The 16,320-nt window shown below is 45.4% G+C and carries 12 protein-coding genes; 5 read left to right on the top strand and 7 right to left on the bottom strand.

The annotated features are described in order from the left end of the window. Nucleotides 1-115 precede the first annotated feature (115 nt). A complete protein-coding gene (locus NP165_RS14140; protein ID WP_257086373.1) occupies nucleotides 116-424 on the bottom strand; it encodes a DUF1289 domain-containing protein in 309 nt (102 codons plus the stop codon). Between the two features lie 399 nt (nucleotides 425-823). Then, the gene (locus NP165_RS14135; RefSeq protein ID WP_257086372.1) at nucleotides 824-1,747 is read right to left on the bottom strand and encodes a DMT family transporter; all 924 of its coding nucleotides are present in this window, start codon (nucleotides 1,745-1,747) and stop codon (nucleotides 824-826) included. A gap of 146 nt (nucleotides 1,748-1,893) precedes the next feature. Between NP165_RS14135 and NP165_RS14130 the strand changes: the two genes are divergently transcribed. Next, on the top strand, nucleotides 1,894-2,349 hold the full coding sequence (locus NP165_RS14130; RefSeq protein ID WP_257086371.1) for an Lrp/AsnC family transcriptional regulator: 456 nt from the start codon (nucleotides 1,894-1,896) through the stop codon (nucleotides 2,347-2,349). Nucleotides 2,350-2,423: 74 nt separating this feature from the next. On the opposite strand, the gene NP165_RS14125 is transcribed toward NP165_RS14130, so the two are convergent. Next, the gene (locus tag NP165_RS14125; protein ID WP_257086370.1) at nucleotides 2,424-2,900 is read right to left on the bottom strand and encodes a MarR family winged helix-turn-helix transcriptional regulator; all 477 of its coding nucleotides are present in this window, start codon (nucleotides 2,898-2,900) and stop codon (nucleotides 2,424-2,426) included. A 389-nt stretch (nucleotides 2,901-3,289) separates the two neighbouring features. Here NP165_RS14125 and NP165_RS14120 point away from each other — a divergent pair, with 389 nt between their 5' ends. After that, a complete protein-coding gene (locus NP165_RS14120) occupies nucleotides 3,290-4,867 on the top strand; it encodes a BCCT family transporter (RefSeq protein ID WP_257086369.1) in 1,578 nt (525 codons plus the stop codon). A gap of 85 nt (nucleotides 4,868-4,952) precedes the next feature. Here the strand turns inward: NP165_RS14120 and NP165_RS14115 are convergent, their stop codons facing one another. From NP165_RS14115 to NP165_RS14100, 4 genes are all read right to left on the bottom strand, one after another. Beyond that, nucleotides 4,953-5,672 (bottom strand): 3'-5' exonuclease, encoded by a 720-nt coding sequence (locus tag NP165_RS14115; protein ID WP_257086368.1) that lies wholly within the window; start codon nucleotides 5,670-5,672, stop codon nucleotides 4,953-4,955. Between the two features lie 7 nt (nucleotides 5,673-5,679). Continuing rightward, the gene (locus NP165_RS14110; RefSeq protein ID WP_257086367.1) at nucleotides 5,680-7,569 is read right to left on the bottom strand and encodes a DUF294 nucleotidyltransferase-like domain-containing protein; all 1,890 of its coding nucleotides are present in this window, start codon (nucleotides 7,567-7,569) and stop codon (nucleotides 5,680-5,682) included. Nucleotides 7,570-7,710: 141 nt separating this feature from the next. Continuing rightward, entirely contained in the window at nucleotides 7,711-9,459 is a 1,749-nt protein-coding gene (locus NP165_RS14105; protein ID WP_257086366.1) for a formate--tetrahydrofolate ligase, read from the bottom strand. Between the two features lie 272 nt (nucleotides 9,460-9,731). Further along, nucleotides 9,732-11,108, bottom strand: coding sequence for an MFS transporter (locus tag NP165_RS14100; protein ID WP_257086365.1), 1,377 nt, complete (start codon nucleotides 11,106-11,108; stop codon nucleotides 9,732-9,734). A gap of 287 nt (nucleotides 11,109-11,395) precedes the next feature. Here NP165_RS14100 and NP165_RS14095 point away from each other — a divergent pair, with 287 nt between their 5' ends. The 3 genes from NP165_RS14095 to NP165_RS14085 are packed head-to-tail and all read left to right on the top strand — an operon-like array spanning nucleotide 11,396 to nucleotide 16,300. After that, nucleotides 11,396-12,691: an ABC transporter substrate-binding protein gene (locus NP165_RS14095; RefSeq protein ID WP_257086364.1), complete on the top strand. Its 1,296-nt coding sequence runs from the start codon at nucleotides 11,396-11,398 to the stop codon at nucleotides 12,689-12,691. Beyond that, the gene (locus tag NP165_RS14090; protein ID WP_257086363.1) at nucleotides 12,688-15,048 is read left to right on the top strand and encodes an ATP-binding protein; all 2,361 of its coding nucleotides are present in this window, start codon (nucleotides 12,688-12,690) and stop codon (nucleotides 15,046-15,048) included. Before NP165_RS14095 ends, NP165_RS14090 begins: the two co-directional genes overlap by 4 nt. After that, on the top strand, nucleotides 15,035-16,300 hold the full coding sequence (locus tag NP165_RS14085; protein WP_257086362.1) for a sigma-54-dependent transcriptional regulator: 1,266 nt from the start codon (nucleotides 15,035-15,037) through the stop codon (nucleotides 16,298-16,300). Before NP165_RS14090 ends, NP165_RS14085 begins: the two co-directional genes overlap by 14 nt. The last annotated feature ends 20 nt before the right edge of the window (nucleotides 16,301-16,320 follow it).

Here is a 16,320-nt window from a genome sequence, read left to right as displayed (position 1 = left end):
TTTAGCTGGAATTTTATGTGAGTAAAAACAGAAGATTATGAGAGTTTAGTCAATAAAGGTTAGTGGCATGACAAATTTGGGTCAAATGTCCTATTTATGAGATAAGCGCACATTCTTATGCGATAGGTAGCTTGCTTAGGCACTTACGACATAAGCAGGTATTAGACTTTTGTAAAGTGGAAGTATCGCGTTCTTCGAGTTCAAAACACCAACAGGTCTCTTTCCCCAAGCTAATGTCGCATACCGCATTGTTATCGCAAGAGGGGCATTGGTGAGTCGCTTCTTTACCAGCGAGAGTATTCATGGCGGAGTCTCGTTGCTCGTCGCTAAGATGTCGCCACTGAGAGATTTCATCCATAGTTCGATGGCAGCCACTGCATATGCCACCATTGTTTTTGCACGCTGCGACGCAAGGTGATTTCAAAATATAAATATCCGAGTTGTTTCAATAGCGAAACTATAATACGAATGTCGCGAGATCACTAATAATGCGCATGGGTAAACAAAGTTGTTGCAAGTGATAATTATTATCATTAATGTGTAAGGATAAAATATTAATCCAAAACAACGTCGAATTTGATGATACCTTTGCTTACTGCTGCTCTGTTTCTAACTGCTTTAGGGAAGAAACTACACCTAACCAACGTAGAAGTAGTGTGTTGGTTATTCTATCTTGTGTGTCTGGAGCTGCTTATTGAAAAAAGTGCAATGCATTTGCTCATTGCACTTTTTATCATTGCTCCATTTGCCGTGAGATTACGGCACTCCTCTTATGCTCGGCCGCTGTTTCGTTTAGCTGTATGCACCCCAATTTGGTTTGTGCTTATTTGAATTTGGGCGGTTGATAAAGAAGAGACGCGTCCTGTTTCATGAAAATGTTACTCGCGATTAAACTGCCTACACACACTAAGCTCAGTGCGAGCCATCCTATTAATGTCGGTTCTTCACCAAATACTGGAATGGCAAGCAGTGTCGCGATTGCTGGCGTCGCCGCGCCAAATGCTGCTGTTCTTTCTGCCCCAAGCACGGAAATGGCTTTTAGATAGGTAAAAGACGCGATCAACCCAGCTCCAATGCCTTGTAAAACAATATGCCCAGAAAGCTCTTTCCATGGCCACTCTGAAATAGGCGTAGAGACTAAGTAGCTGGGTAGGGTACCTTTCGCAACTAATGCCACGAGCAATAAGCTCGAAAGCAAGGAAATAAACCCTGCCGTGACCATTGGATGTAAGTTGGAAACCCGCGCACAAATGGTAAACGTCGCCCACATGAAACTACCAATCAAAAATAGCATGTGACCTTGTAACAACCCGCTATCAAGCTGCGTCACGCTTTGATAGAGAAAGGCGAATATGCCAATCACGACCAGCGACAATCCGGCTATCCGATGATGACTTAGAGGCTGCTTATACAACAGAATAGCAATGGCTGACACAAATAGCGGTAAGGTGCCAGGAATAAGAGCGCTACCGTCTGACACGGGAGCAAACTGCATGCCCGTTCCAGCAACCAGCAAGTAGGGCAAGCCACAGCCTATAAACATACCCAGTAAGTAACGTTTAGGGACCGCCACAAGCTGTTTAAATGATTTAATCACAAATGGCAGCAGAACTAAGCAAGGAATGAGGAAGCGCGTGAACGCAATATCGGCCGATGTCAGTTCAGAATGCGCCCCGCTGCGTAGGGAAAGAAAAAAGCCAGACCAAAGAAGTAAGGTGGCAAACATTGCCAAGTAGCCAGAAATCATAGACGTGTTATCGATTTGTTATTGGTTCATTAATTATGATTCGTATAAAGGAACGAAATATGGCAAAGTTGGCTAATAAATAGATTGATTTTGATGATTTTCACCAAAATAGATAAGTATATTGATAGAAAAGGTTAAAAAGCTTCATGGATAGAATTGATCGCCACATTCTTTCGTTGCTACAAAAAGATGCTCGTCAATCGACAGCTGATATTGCAGACAAAGTCGGCTTATCTGCATCCCCTTGTGCTCGTAGAATAAAAAAATTAGAAGACGATGGGGTCATTGCTGGCTACCAAGCAAAACTCAATAAGAAGAAAGTCGGTGTGGGGATGACGGTGTTTGTCGAGGTAAGCCTTAACAACCATCAAGCGAGTTCTATTGATGCGTTTGAGAAAGCAATTCAAGATATGGAAGAAGTCACAAGCTGTCACGTTGTGTCGGGTGCGTATGACTATCTTTTGGAGGTGGTGAGCCATGATCTGACTGGCTATGAGTCATTCACGCGCAAGCTTCAAAGGCACGATAATGTGAAAGACATACACACCCATTTGGCTATTCGTCAGGTGAAAGAGTTTAGTGAGTTACCGGTTTTTACTTAGTTGATTGTGCACGTAGCGATAACACGGGCGTTTAGCCTAATCGGGAGAAAGCTAAACGCCGCAAGCGTCGATAATTATTCAGGCTTGGTGATGCTGCCAATTTCCAGAACCGGCGCTACATCGATATCTTCCGCATTCATCATCGCCGAGATTCTTTGAACAGAAGAAAGCAAGAGTGATTGCTCCCACTCTTCAAGTTGCTGGAACTTATTTATAAAGTTCTGCTGTAGTGGCATGGGCGCTTGACTCAACGTCTCCCGACCTTTATCAGTCAAATGTGCGTGTACTTTTCGTTTGTCTTTTACGCTGCGAATCCGCTGTACTAAACCATTGTTTTCAAGGCGATCTAAAATGGTCGTCGCGGTAGCCTGGCTCATATTGGTATGGTTAGACAATTCTCGGATTGTCACTTCACCTAGCTCTTTGATAGAGCGCATAAGAATCAGCTGAGGGCCTGTTAAACCAGACTCTTTGCTCAGTCGTTTTGAGTGTAGATCGATAGCGCGAATGATCTGGCGGATCGAAACTAAGACTTCTTCGTGCTTTTCCAATGTTCATCCTTAGTCAACAGCAGGTTTGGAGGCGAGAAAATACATGAAAATTCCTCTAAATTGAAGTGTGAAAATCGATAAGAGGCTAGTCTAATAAGTATAGTGGTAAATTTATCTCTTCGAGCTGCGCAATCTGTAGGGGTTAAATGTTTAGTATTCAAATCATAATAAACGTCTGGTAAGGTTTTTATTGTTCAAAAATCATGCTCGATAATGACGGATTGATTGAATTTCAATCGTTTAATCATGGTTTACTGGCATGAAATAACGGAATGCGTACAATGTGGGGTAGACGATCAAGTCTTCATATAGACGAAATTATTTTCATCACTAATGATTTTTCTATCTTAAGATTTGATTAGGGACAAAATTTCATCAAGAGAGGAAAGATGACGAAAGGTATTGATAAGTACAGTATCGACAGTACCGATTATACAATCGGTCAAGATAATGTGCAGAAGTGGGGGTTTGATGTACATAACCCCGTATTTGGATGGAGTGCGGGTTTAATCGCTCTGTTCTTAATTGCAACTCTATTGGTCGATGCAGAAACCGCGAAGTCAACGTTAGACGGCATTAAATGGCAGATTATTGGTAGCTTTGATTGGCTGTTCATCTGGTCGGGCAACATCTTTGTTATTTTCTGTTTAGCGCTGATTGTTTCACCGTTAGGTAAAATCCGTTTGGGTGGTCATGACGCGACGGCGGATTACTCATTTATTTCATGGCTTTCTATGCTATTTGCCGCAGGTATGGGTATCGGCCTGATGTTCTGGAGTGTTGCTGAACCTGTTGCTTATTTTACGGGTTGGTATGAAACACCGCTGGGTGTTGAAGCCAATACCCCCGAAGCTGCGAAGCTTGCTCTGGGTGCGACGATGTTCCACTGGGGTTTACACCCTTGGGCAATCTACGGTGTTGTGGCGCTCTCTCTTGCGTTCTTTGCATATAACAAGGGCCTACCACTTTCGATTCGCTCGATTTTCTATCCTTTATTAGGCGACCGCGCTTGGGGTTGGGCTGGTCATATTGTTGATATATTAGCGGTACTGGCGACACTATTCGGTTTGGCGACTTCGCTTGGCCTAGGTGCTCAGCAAGCGGCGAGTGGTATCCACCATGTCTTCGGTATAGAGGCGGGTCTTGGTCTACAAATGGTGGTTATTGTCGGCGTGACGCTTCTAGCAGTTGTATCGGTGGTTCGTGGTATTGATGGTGGTGTAAAAGTCATTAGTAACATCAACATGATAGTGGCGTTTTTGCTTCTTATCTTGGTGGCATTAATCGGTTACGCAATTACGCTTGGTAACATTGGCACAACGCTAATGGCGTACGTTGAAAATATTATTCCACTTAGTAATCCTCACGGTCGTGATGACGTTGCTTGGTTCCAAGGCTGGACGGTATTCTACTGGGCGTGGTGGATCTCTTGGTCACCATTTGTAGGCATGTTCATCGCGCGTGTTTCGAAAGGTCGTACAGTACGTGAGTTCATTACAGCTGTACTTCTAGTGCCAACATTTGTGACTATCATCTGGATGTCTGTATTCGGTGGTATGGCTATTGATCAAGTAGCGAATAACGTTGGCCAATTGGGTGCGAAAGGCCTAACAGACGTATCACTAGCAATGTTTGAAATGTTTGATGTGCTGCCTATGGGAACTGTGCTGTCATTTATTGCTGTGATTCTAGTCTTGGTGTTCTTTATTACCTCTTCGGACTCAGGTTCATTGGTTATCGACAGCATTACTGCTGGTGGTAAAGTCGATGCGCCTGTTCTGCAGCGTATCTTCTGGGCACTGATGGAAGGTGCGATAGCGATCGCGTTGCTTTGGATTGGTGGTACAGAAGCGATTCAAGCACTGCAAGCGGGTGCGATTTCAACAGCACTACCGTTTACTATTGTTCTGCTGCTGATGTGTGTCAGCCTTGTGATGGGTATGCGCACGGAAGATTACAAGCGTTAAGAACAACTTAGCGAAATGGAAAGGGGCGATGATTCGCCCCTTTTTAATGCTTTCGATTTTAACCAGCAAACATGAACAATTGGCATCAAATCCAGTGTTGGCTGATCGGCTGCTTTCTATCGTAATGGTACGCGATTTGCGCCTGAAGCAACTCTGCCGTGGCGACCGCGTCTGTCAGTGCATGGTGAGGTGTATATTGTGGTAGTCCGTAACGCATTCGGCTTGCATTCAGTCGAACAGACTGAGGTTTTTTACCACGGATTTTGTTTATGAATCCGCCTGTATCTCTTTGCTGAATTTGTGTTTCGATATGCATTGTGTCGACCACGGGAAACTCGATACCTTCATGTATGCGTGCGATTAATGCGCGATTAAAAAACTCTCGTTCAATTCGCTCATAATGCACAACCATAATTTTTCCTGCCATCTCTTCGAGCACTTGATCAAAAACTTCAGACAGGTCTGGGGCATCGAGCACGTCTGAATGAGTAATACCATGTATCACAACAGAGTCTTCCGCTAATTGCTTTTGAGGTCTGACGGTCCAGTGCTTTGCTTGGTTGAGGAAAATGCGATCTAATGTAAATGGCACGGTTCCAATCGTGATTATGTCATCGTCGTCAGAATCTAATCCAGTCGTCTCAAAGTCCATAGCCAAAAACGTTATGTCTTCCAAAGGGGTTGTCGCCACTGGTAAGTCTTGGCTGAAGTACGTTTTTAAGCGTTCGTCCCGAGCATTTTCCGACTTACGTTTAAACTTGGCTGGCCAGTCTATACTTGGTGCGCTCATCAATTTATTGAACATGATTGCCTCACTTAAATTTTTGGCTGGCCTGATAACGGAATTTTAGAAAGTTTTGTCCATTGCTGAGGATCTGGAACGCATCTTTCAGGTTTCGTCGCTCAAAGTCTGATAAGTTTTCTGGCTCAATGTTGTTGTCTGGTTCCATTTCATTTTCTACGTCAGACGCTTGGTGGCGAATACGAACCATCGAGATAAATTCAAGCGCATCGCGCAAGTCTTCGGCTTTACCCTTTGGCAAAATACCCGCTTCCTGAATATCATCCAATCGCTCGAAAGAGTTCTTTGAGCGTGAGCCAACCGCGAGAGCATGAACGCGGATCAAATCGGCTAAAGGCGCGGTGCCGCGTCGTTTTAGATTGATCGAATTTTTATGCTGACCATCTTTCTCCATTACGAAACTTTTAAAGAACCCTAGCGGTGGCGTTCTATTTAGCGCATTGCGTGCGAGGCAAGCGAGGAAGCGATTGTTTTTACGCGCACGTCTGACAATAAAGCCGTTAAGGTGCTCTGCCCATTTTAAGCGGCCATAAACCCCGTCCAAATCGAAAAAAATTGACGCGTTGAGTAAGGCTTTCGGGTTTGGATCATCAATCCAATCTGCAAAACACTCTTCCCATTCACTTCGAGTCATACGCCACATTTCATTGGTCGCCATGATGTCGCCTGTACAATAGCGATAACCGCATTTGTCCAGTCCATCACACACGCGTTTCGCCAGCTCGGCAAAGTAGGCATCGTGTTCTTCCTTAACAAAGGTATTATCGAGGATGATAGCGTTATCCTGATCCGTCACGAGCAATTGCTCATCGCGTCCCATAGAGCCAAGTGCAAGGAAACAATACGGGATTGGCGGCTCACCGAGCTCTTCTTCAGCCAATTCGATAATTCGTTGTTTAAAGCTTCGGCCGATGACTGACATGGCACTGCCCACCATGTGTGAGTTGGCATCTTCGTTGACCAGTCGCACAAAACTGGTTTTCACTTGCTCTGAGACGGCGGCAAGATCTTCAATCGATTGCTGCTGGAATATGCTGCTGACCAATAATAAGGAGTTCTGAGATTCATAGCGCACAATGTCCGTCGCTTCAATTATGCCGATTGGCTTCTTATCTTTTAGAACGGGTAGGTGATGCACGTTGTATCGTAGCATGGTCAACATGACTTCGTGGACATAGGCATTGTGATCGAGAGAAATTAAGTCTGTAGACATTACGCTCGAGACTTCTTCGCTAGAGTCCAAACCTTGAGCAAGTACACGAGTACATAGATCCCGGTCGGTGATGATTCCGACGAGTGGAGATAGATCTTCCTCGTTATCTTCGAGAATGTCGGGATCAAGAACTAGTAGAGCCGAGACGGCTTCGTCTGCCATTTTGATGGCTGCATTTTGGATGGTTTCAGTTTGGTTGATAAATGGTGCATCACGCGTGAGCAAGGTACTCACTTTGGATGAAGTGAGGTCGTTTTGATCGTGCGTGTTCGATACCGCCTGACGAAGCCTCGCATTGTCTTGAACTTCCACAAAGTCAGCGAAGGATTCGTGCTTTTCATAGAGCTCTTGAAACACGGCTTCTGGAATGCAGTAAACTAGGGTGTCTCTTATCGCTTTAACCGGAAAACGCACTTTGTTGTTCGTCAGCAGACCCATTTGGCCAAAGACAGCGCCTTCATCCAAGCGGTTATAAAGCTCACCTTTACGTCGGTACACTTCGACTACACCGCTTCGCACCATATACAGGTCATGAATTTCGTCACCAAAGTGAATGATGGGGGTATCTTGACGAAAGTAGGAGATTTCAACGTGGCGAGTGACGAAGTTGAGGACGTCCTCTTCGAGTTCGTCAAAGGGTGGATGTTGGGCTAGGAAGTTTTTAATTTCCAATAGTTCTGCTTCCATGAAGAATTCCAGTGTTAGCTGAGTTGTTCTTCAATGGTACATGATCTTCGATGAGATTTCGTGGATTGAGCCTAATCGCACTTAAAAAATAAAGGCTTAGAGCAGAATCTAAGCCTTTTTGAAGGTGATAAGAGTCGGAAATCAGCTTAGGCCAACAATATTTCCATTTTCATCCAAGTCTAAATTCATGAAGGCTGGCTTATCTGGTAACCCTGGCATGGTCATTACATTGCCGCATAGTGCATAGATAAACCCAGCACCTGCACACAGTTTAAGCTCGCGAATCGGGACATCGAAGTGGCTTGGTGCGCCTTTGACTGAACCATCGGTTGAAATGGACAGTGGTGTTTTGGCTAAGCAAACGGCTAGATTATCGAATCCATGCTTTTTAAGCGCTTCAAGTTGTTGTTTCGCTTTATCACTCAGCACAACGTTCGAAGCCCCATAGCCCGCTTCTGCCACCGCCATGAGTTTTTCTTCCGTTGTTTGCTCAAAGGAATAAAGAGGTTTGAATGTGGCGTTTGACTGAGTCTGTTTGATCACTTTCTCTGCAAGCTCAACCGTTCCGTTTCCACCTTTGGCGAATCCTTCACTAATCGCGACGTCTACATTGTTCGGCAAGGCTTCAATCATGGCCTTGAGTTGGAGAAGTTCCTCTCCGCTGTCTTGCGGGAAGCGATTGATCGCTACAACAGCCGGAATGCCATATTTATTGACGTTGTTAATATGCCATTTTAGGTTTTCGAATCCAGCTACTAATGCTTCTGAATCGTTTTCAAACAACGACTTAGGGATAGGCTGGCCGGGTTTTAGGTCATACAAGCCCGAGTTTGCTTTTAAGCCACGTAAGGTCGCGACAATAACAGCGCAGTCAGGCGCTTTTCCGGATACTTGAGCTTTGATATTACAGGCTTTTTCAAATCCCATATCAGAGCCAAAGCCACCTTCGGTCACGGTGTACTCACTCAGTTTTGTTGCGATGTTATCAGCGATGATGGATGAGTTACCGTGGGCAATGTTTGCGAATGGGCCAGCGTGGATAAGTGTCGGCACACCTTCCAAGGTTTGCATCAGTGTTGGCTCAATGGTGTCTTTCATAGTGACGGCCATTGCGCCAGCGACTTGTAAATCTTCCGTCGTTACCGGATTACCATCAAGGTTATAGGCGACCACGATACGCCCGAGTCTTGCTCTGAGATCTTTTAAGTCTGTCGCAAGGGCGAGGATGGCCATTAACTCAGACGCCGCAGAGATATCGAAGCCATCTTCGCGCTCATAGCCGTTGATGGTTTTATCTGCTTCGTTGCGACCAACCGTTACCATGCGAAGTGCGCGATCATTGTGATCCATTACGCGCTTCCAAACTACGCGCATGGGATCGATACGCAGAGCGGTTAATCCACTACGCTGTTCAAAATCATCATAGCCATGGCGTTGTTCGTGGTAGATACGGGCATCGATTGCGGCGGCAGCCAAGTTGTGTGCTGCTGTAACTGCATGAATGTCGCCGGTCAGATGAAGGTTTAGCTCTTCCATGGGTGCAACTTGAGAATAACCACCACCCGCAGCACCGCCTTTTACGCCAAACACGGGCCCCATGGACGGTTGTCTGATACACGCCATGACAGAACGCTGGAGCTTAGCTAATCCTTGGGCAAGGCCAATAGTTGTGACGGTTTTGCCTTCCCCTAGCGGCGTCGGAGTCATTGCCGTGACAAGGATTAATTTTCCGGTTGGGTTTGACTGTAACCGATTGAGGCTTTTTAAAGACACTTTTGCTTTATGTTCACCCTGACTGTGAAATTCAGAGTTTTGTAATCCAGCTCGTAGAGCGACCTCAGAAATAGGGAGTAGTGTAGAAGCGCGGCAAATCTCAATATCAGACAGCATATAATCCTCAAAAATGGCACACAATTAGTGGGGCAATCGATTGCGATGGAATGATAGCGTTTAAAAATGCTTTGTAAAGCGCCACGCCAAGATGGGTGTCAACTTTAACTGAAATTGGGAGAGGATTAAACGATCTAGCTGAGTGTTGGCAAAAAAAGGACCTACCCGAAGGTAGGTCAAAATCCCTAAAATTACCTTGTGGAGCAAGGGGGGAGATAGCTAACGCTAGGAGAAATTGTCAACAAAGGGAGCCGCCGAAGCCCCCAGTGTTATTAGTTAGCAGTGCTTTCTTTTAGCTCAGCTTTTGGTTCGTCGATATCAACCACTTTCTTCGCGTTCCATACTGTTAGCGCAAGTAGTAGAGATACCACACTAGCCGCTAGCCAGAAGTACTGTGCTTGAGAGAAGTCGTAGTGTGATACGCCGTCAACCTCAGTGATAGTGATTAGAGATGCAGAGATCACTTCCTGTGCCGATGCTGCTAGGTAAGAGAACAGACCGATGAAGCCTTTCACCGCACCTACCGCGTTCTTAGGCATTAGGTCACAAGCGGTTAGACCTGCTAGGAATACCACTAGACCACCGATAGCGAAACCAATCAGACCTAGAGCCACAGCGTCAACTACGCGGTTGTCTGGACCGAAGAACATTAGACACATACCAGCGATGTTTGCGATACCGTAAAGTAGCGTAGGGATGTGACGGTTAGCGTTAAAGATCTTGTCAGAAACGATACCTGATAGAATCGCACCTGCTAGACCCGCGATAGGGTAAGTTGACATTGCGAAACCAGCGTCAATTAGCGAGTAACCTTTTGACTCTTGTAAGTATAGAACTGCCCAAGAAGACATCGCATAGCGAGATACGTACATCGCAGCACACGCCGCAGCGATTAGCCATACCGCAGGTTGCTTAAGGATGAATAGCTGTGCACGACGCGTTTCTTTTGGATCGTTTTGCTTCTTGATTTCTGGCTCTTCGTCAAACGCAGTTGCTGCATCTGGTAGACCGTAAGTTTGTGGACGGTCTTTAAGAGCAAAGAACATGCATAGTGCTGCTGCGATAGCCGCAATACCTGCACCGATGAAACCTGCACGCCAGCCTAGGTAGCTCACTAGAGTCGCAGTTAGGATCCAAGTGATACCTTCACCGATGTTACGTGAACCACCCCAAACAGAGTAACGACTACCACGTTGTTTTGGTGAGAACCACTGGAACAGAGACACACATGATGGCGCTGAACCCACAGACTGGAACCAACCGTTCAAACCCCAAAGTAGAACGAAGAATAAACCAGCAGTGTTAAGGCCCATTAGGATTGCCGTTGCACCAGAAAGTAACAGTGAAAACGACATAAAGCGGCCGATGTTGGCATAGTCAGAAAGGAAGCCGTTCGAGAATTTACCTATCGCGTAGGTGAAGAAGAACGCAGAGCCCATGATCCCCAGTTCTTCGATAGTTACGATGCCAGCATCAAGCATAGGTTTCTTAACGACACCCAAACTCATACGTACTACGTAGAATACTGCGTAACCAAAAACCAGACCTAAGAACACTTGCCATTGGTAGCGTTTAAATCTGGACTGCATAGCCTCTTTTGATCCATCGGACAGAGGTAAGTCCGGACGTGTTTTGAAGAAATTAAACATAATTGTTTCACTCCGAAGATTGTGAAGGTAAATGAGTTGTCGGGAGCATCATGCAAACAGAGCGAAAGAACTTCAAAAATGGGGTTTTGAGGCAAAACTGACTCAAACAAGTCAAACCAGTGAGTTAAAATTGCCACATTTCACAGTGTCAGGGGGGATAAAATTGATAAAATTATGCTTATCAATTTGAGGAATTGCGTCAGCTCTGACACAAAACTGACAAACACGAATTTAGTGTCTAATGATGAGATTTTGAATTGACGCACATTTTTAAGGGATTTGGTAGTTTGGACTTGAATAGCATCGGTAAAAAGTTAACGGTAGCAGCTGTCTGCTTAACGTGTTTTTCTACGCCAGTAAAAGCAGAAAAAGACGGGTTAGTTATCCTGACCACTTTTTCTGGAGAGCCTTTGGCCGAGCTGATATCGGAATACAAAACGCAGTATCCAACTGTCGATACCTCGTTAGTTTACCGCCGCACTCAGTCTGTCAGCCAACTGCTTAACAAAAGCTATATCGAAGATATCGATGTTGTATTGAGCTCTTCTCCGTATGTGATGAAATATCTAGAGCAGCACCAGTTGCTTTCCAGCAATTCGTTCGGCGCAGAGATGCCAGATTGGCTCAGTCCGTTTGTCCTGCCGAACCAAAATAAAGTCGTGAGTGTCGGTTACTCTGGTGCGGGTTTGGTTTGGAACCGTGATTACTTAAAAGCCAACGGCCTTGAAACGCCAACCAAGTTTATTGATTTAACGTCTCCGGCTTATTATGGCCACATTACCATGAGCACACCAAGTCGCTCAGGGACGACTCAAATGATGGTTGAAAGTATTCTGGCTCGTTATGGGTGGGATAAAGGCTGGTCCATCATCTTCAATGTCGGTGCAAACCTTGGCACCATTTCTTCGCGAAGTTTTGGCGTCAGCGATTATGTGGCGAAAGGGCAGTTTGGTATTGGCCCAACGATTGATAGCTACGCGCTTGTTTTACCCCAAAGATACCAACACGTTGGTTTTGGTTACGATCAAGATTTCACGTTAATGCCAACCTACGTGGCTATTTTGAATAAACCGGGCGTGAACGAAATGGCTCAGCAATTTATCAAGCTGTTGCTGTCAGACAAAATTCAAAATGAAATGTTGGCATCGAACTTCGCCAAACATTCGATTAGCGACGATTCCTTGCTTAGCGCTCAAGTACCCTCGTTAGACCTAGATCAGCTGATGAAGCGAGAGAAAATGGTCAATCTGATTTTTGATGAGGCGATTACAAAACGTTTGCCAGAACTGCAAGATGTATGGGTGAGCTTGTCTCGCAGCAAAACGAAACATCGGAATAACCCGGAACAAATAAAAAAGATTGATGCGTTGATCAACAAGCTATTCTCGATGCCGTTTAGTGAGGCGCAAATTGAACAACTCGGTAGTAGTGTCGCGAAAGCCACCGAAGGAAGCCCAGACTCAGAAGGATTAGAAGTTGCCATGCTCGCTGAGTTTAGTTATCGATTTGGTGTCGCGTTTGAGAAGAATCTACAAGAAGTTGAACTTGAGTTTCGCCAACTGCAACGAGAGTTAGATAAATGAAGAAGTGGAGCACAATCGGTGCGAAGCTGATCCTTGCGTTTACTGGTACGACGATTCTTTTAACCGTAGTGAGTGCGGTAGCATGGTTGACGTGGAGTCGTTTGGACGGTCAGGTTAGCGAGCTGTTAGAAAATAGCGTTCCTAAGTACAACACCAGCTATTTGCTCGAAAGCCGAAGCAGTGAAATACGTCACCGGGTTCAATTGTTGCCCACATTAACCAACCGCGTAGAAATCGACAATCTTGTGGTTGAGCTTTCGGAGCAACTGGCCGCGGTCAAACGTGCACTAACGGAAGTTCAGACAAATCCCTTAGATGACGAAGAGGCGGCGGCCTTGTCTGATCTTTATTTCAAACTAGAACAGACGCTATCCAACTACAGCCATCTTGTACAGCAACGCGTCGAGCAAACGCGTAAGATCAACAAACTTAAAGAGCAAATTAACTGGTTGCATCAGGATATTCGCGCTGAATTAACGCCAATTCGTCAGGAGTTACATTGGTTGATTAGTCGCGATGAAGACGGTGAAGAGCGTACGCAGGCGCTTGAACATCTGCGAATCGTTCAGCACGTTCTTGATGTGGAGTCTGATGTCTTTGAGATGACAGGCGATGTGATGGAAGCGGATCAACTCGCGCAGGTACATAACGCGACAAAGGTTGTCCAATACAAATTGGATGAACTGATTAAAAGCAGTCAGCCAGTCTTTTCGTTGCGATCGGCAATTGCCTATCAGCAGCTCATTGAAGAGTTAGAAGTGCTGTTATTGCCGCAAGGGGTGTTTTATCTCCAAGCCTTAGATAAAGTGGCGCTAAACCAAAGGATACTGGAATTACAAGAGCAAATTGATAATCAGCTTAGTGAGATCCACAACCAGATTGCCCAAGTGGTCAAGCGTGCAGACAACACATTTGTCGATGTGAAAAAAGAGACGGCGGGTTTGGTTTCGTACGGGAACCATATTTTGATCGTTTGTTTTAGTGTCTCTATTCTGATGTCGTTATTTTTGACGTACTACTTTATCAACCGACGAATCGTTGCTCGCTTAACCGCCATCAGTAACAGTATTGATGCGATCACCAAAGGCGATCTCAGCCATCCGATCTTAGTCGACGGTGATGATGAAATCAGTCGTTTGAGCGAAAAGCTGATTGAATACGGTGAAAGCGTTAAAGAGATACAAAGAACGAATGCGGTCAGTTTGATCAATAATACCTCTGCAAGCTTATTGACGTGCGATTTAGCGGGCTATGTGGAATCGGCAAACATCAGTGCGCGAAGACTGCTTGCGATGCAAGGTGAAGTGGAACAAAAACTGATTTGGCAATCGTTTGAACGTGAAAGCCAGCCAATATTGGCTCGAGTATTCAATCGTAGCGGCGCCCTGTTCAAAGAGGGTTGCGATGAAATTACGCTTTGCGTTGTTGGTCAACCTCAATGCTACCTGCATTTTGATTTCCATCTCTTTTCACATGGTCAGCTCAATAAGATCATTGTGACCATCACCGATGTTACCGAACAAGCGTTAACAGCCAGAGAACTGGAGCGACGAGTTGCGGAGAAAACAAGAGATTTGGTTGAAAAGAACGAGATGCTGTGTGAAGAGATCAACGTGCGAGAGCGAGCCGAATTGCACCTAAAGAAAACGCAAGGTGAGTTGATCCAAGCGGCGAAAATGGCGGTAGTGGGACAAACCATGACCAGTCTAGCGCATGAACTGAATCAACCCTTGAACGCGATGTCGACGTATCTTTACAGCGCTAAACTTTCCTGTGAAACAGGCAATGTGGCCGCAGTGACCAAGTCTATTGACCAAGTTGAAAGCTTATCGCTACGTATGAGCAAAATCATCAGCAGCTTAAGAAGCTTCGCTAAAAAGTCAGATTCAGAGCACTCATCAACCGAGCTATTGCTGAAAAACCTGGTCGAGCAGGCGATGACCATAGTGAGCACGAAAGCAAAGCGCCAAATGATTGAAATTGACAATCAAATTGATGAGAGCATTGCGGTATTCGGTAACGGAGTCGCGATTGAACAAGTATTGATTAATTTGATGGTAAATAGCTGCGATGCGATTACGGAATTTAACGGCGGTGAACGAAAAATCACGATTTTCCCGCTTTACTCAACACAAACACACCATGTCGTAGCGATTGAAGATACCGGGAAAGGGTTCGATGCTCATATTGTTGAGAAGTTGTTTACTCCATTTACAACAACGAAAGAAGTCGGTTTAGGGCTGGGTTTAACCATCAGCCAATCATTAATGGAGAAGTACGCTGGGCATATTTATCTTGCGTCCAGTACGAAGAAAGGTGCATTAGTTATTTTGGAACTGCCGTATGCAAAATCATAAATTTTCCGTGCTCTTGGTGGATGATGACCAAGACGTGTTGGACTCGTATAAGCATTTAATGGACATTGCGGGCCTAACCGCGAAAGCCATTTCCGATCCGACGCAAGCGTGTCAACACCTATCGACCGATTGGCCGGGTGTGGTCTTGCTCGACATGTACATGCCGCAGATTCACGGTTTGCAACTGCTGGAAAAGATCAAACAGATTGATGAGCGGATTCCTGTGATTGTGATTACCGGACACGGAGATATTCCGATGGCGGTCGAGGCAGTAAAGAAAGGCGCGTGTGAATTTGTGGAAAAGCCAATTAATCCGGCTCAATTGCTCGAAATGGTCAAATCGCATCTCGATATTCGCGCGGCATTTGTGGAGCAAAAACGTGCGATGGTATCCAGCATTGATAACGCGTTGGTTGGTAAGTCTGCCCAGTTAGACCAAATTCGCCATTGCGTCTCTCAATTCGCATTGCTGAAAAATCATGTTGTAGTATGGGGTGAGTCGGGGTGTGGTCGCCATCTTGTCGCGAATCTTATCCATGCTATGTCTGAGGGTGGGGAAGCCACGCAGTGCCAAATACTCAACTCTGAACTCAGCTTAACGCCAGAGCAATTGGCTACGGAACTCGATAATCTGGTAGCAAATACGTTGATTCTCGACAATGTAGAACGCTTGAGTGAGCCATGCCAACGCTTGTTTGCACAATGGCTCATTGAACAAGAACGCAATAATCGACCTGTGCGTGTCATCGCGGTTTTCAGCCAAGAACCAGAACAGCTTATTGCTCAAGAAAACCTAACCCCTGAGCTTTATTACGTTTTAAATCAAGGTGTCATTGAAGTGCCGCCTCTGCGTCAAAGGCCGGATGATGTCGCGGTGTTGTTCCATTATTTCTTGAAGTTGAGCTGCAAGAAACTGGGTAAAGTCGTGCCTAAAGTGGAATCGAGCTACTTATCGGTATTGCGTTCGCATCAGTGGCCTGGCAACGTGCGCGAGTTACGTAACGTCGCAGAATTGTACGCCGTTGGGATTGTGAAACTGACAGGGAAAGAGAAACTCTACACTCAGGCTGAATTACAGTTGCCTTTGGATGAACTCGTTGATGATTACGAAAAGGGCGTTATCGAAGATGCGTTGTTTCTTCATTCAGGGCGGGTTACGGATGCAGCGGATTATCTACAGGTTCCGCGTAAAAAGCTCTATTTACGAATGCGAAAACACGCTATCGATAAAGATTCATTCAAGCGCCGATAAAAGGTTGATAGAAAAACGCC

The organism is Vibrio japonicus, assembly GCF_024582835.1.
Taxonomy (GTDB): domain Bacteria; phylum Pseudomonadota; class Gammaproteobacteria; order Enterobacterales; family Vibrionaceae; genus Vibrio; species Vibrio japonicus.
This window is presented reverse-complemented; position numbering and strand designations above follow the sequence as displayed.

Coding starts and splice junctions, on each gene's coding strand:
- NP165_RS14135 (WP_257086372.1), bottom strand. CDS start 1,747: ATGATTTCTGGCTACTTGGCAATGTTTGCCACCTTACTTCTTTGGTCT.
- NP165_RS14130 (WP_257086371.1), top strand. CDS start 1,894: ATGGATAGAATTGATCGCCACATTCTTTCGTTGCTACAAAAAGATGCT.
- NP165_RS14120 (WP_257086369.1), top strand. CDS start 3,290: ATGACGAAAGGTATTGATAAGTACAGTATCGACAGTACCGATTATACA.
- NP165_RS14115 (WP_257086368.1), bottom strand. CDS start 5,672: ATGTTCAATAAATTGATGAGCGCACCAAGTATAGACTGGCCAGCCAAG.
- NP165_RS14110 (WP_257086367.1), bottom strand. CDS start 7,569: ATGGAAGCAGAACTATTGGAAATTAAAAACTTCCTAGCCCAACATCCA.
- NP165_RS14105 (WP_257086366.1), bottom strand. CDS start 9,459: ATGCTGTCTGATATTGAGATTTGCCGCGCTTCTACACTACTCCCTATT.
- NP165_RS14100 (WP_257086365.1), bottom strand. CDS start 11,108: ATGTTTAATTTCTTCAAAACACGTCCGGACTTACCTCTGTCCGATGGA.
- NP165_RS14090 (WP_257086363.1), top strand. CDS start 12,688: ATGAAGAAGTGGAGCACAATCGGTGCGAAGCTGATCCTTGCGTTTACT.
- NP165_RS14085 (WP_257086362.1), top strand. CDS start 15,035: ATGCAAAATCATAAATTTTCCGTGCTCTTGGTGGATGATGACCAAGAC.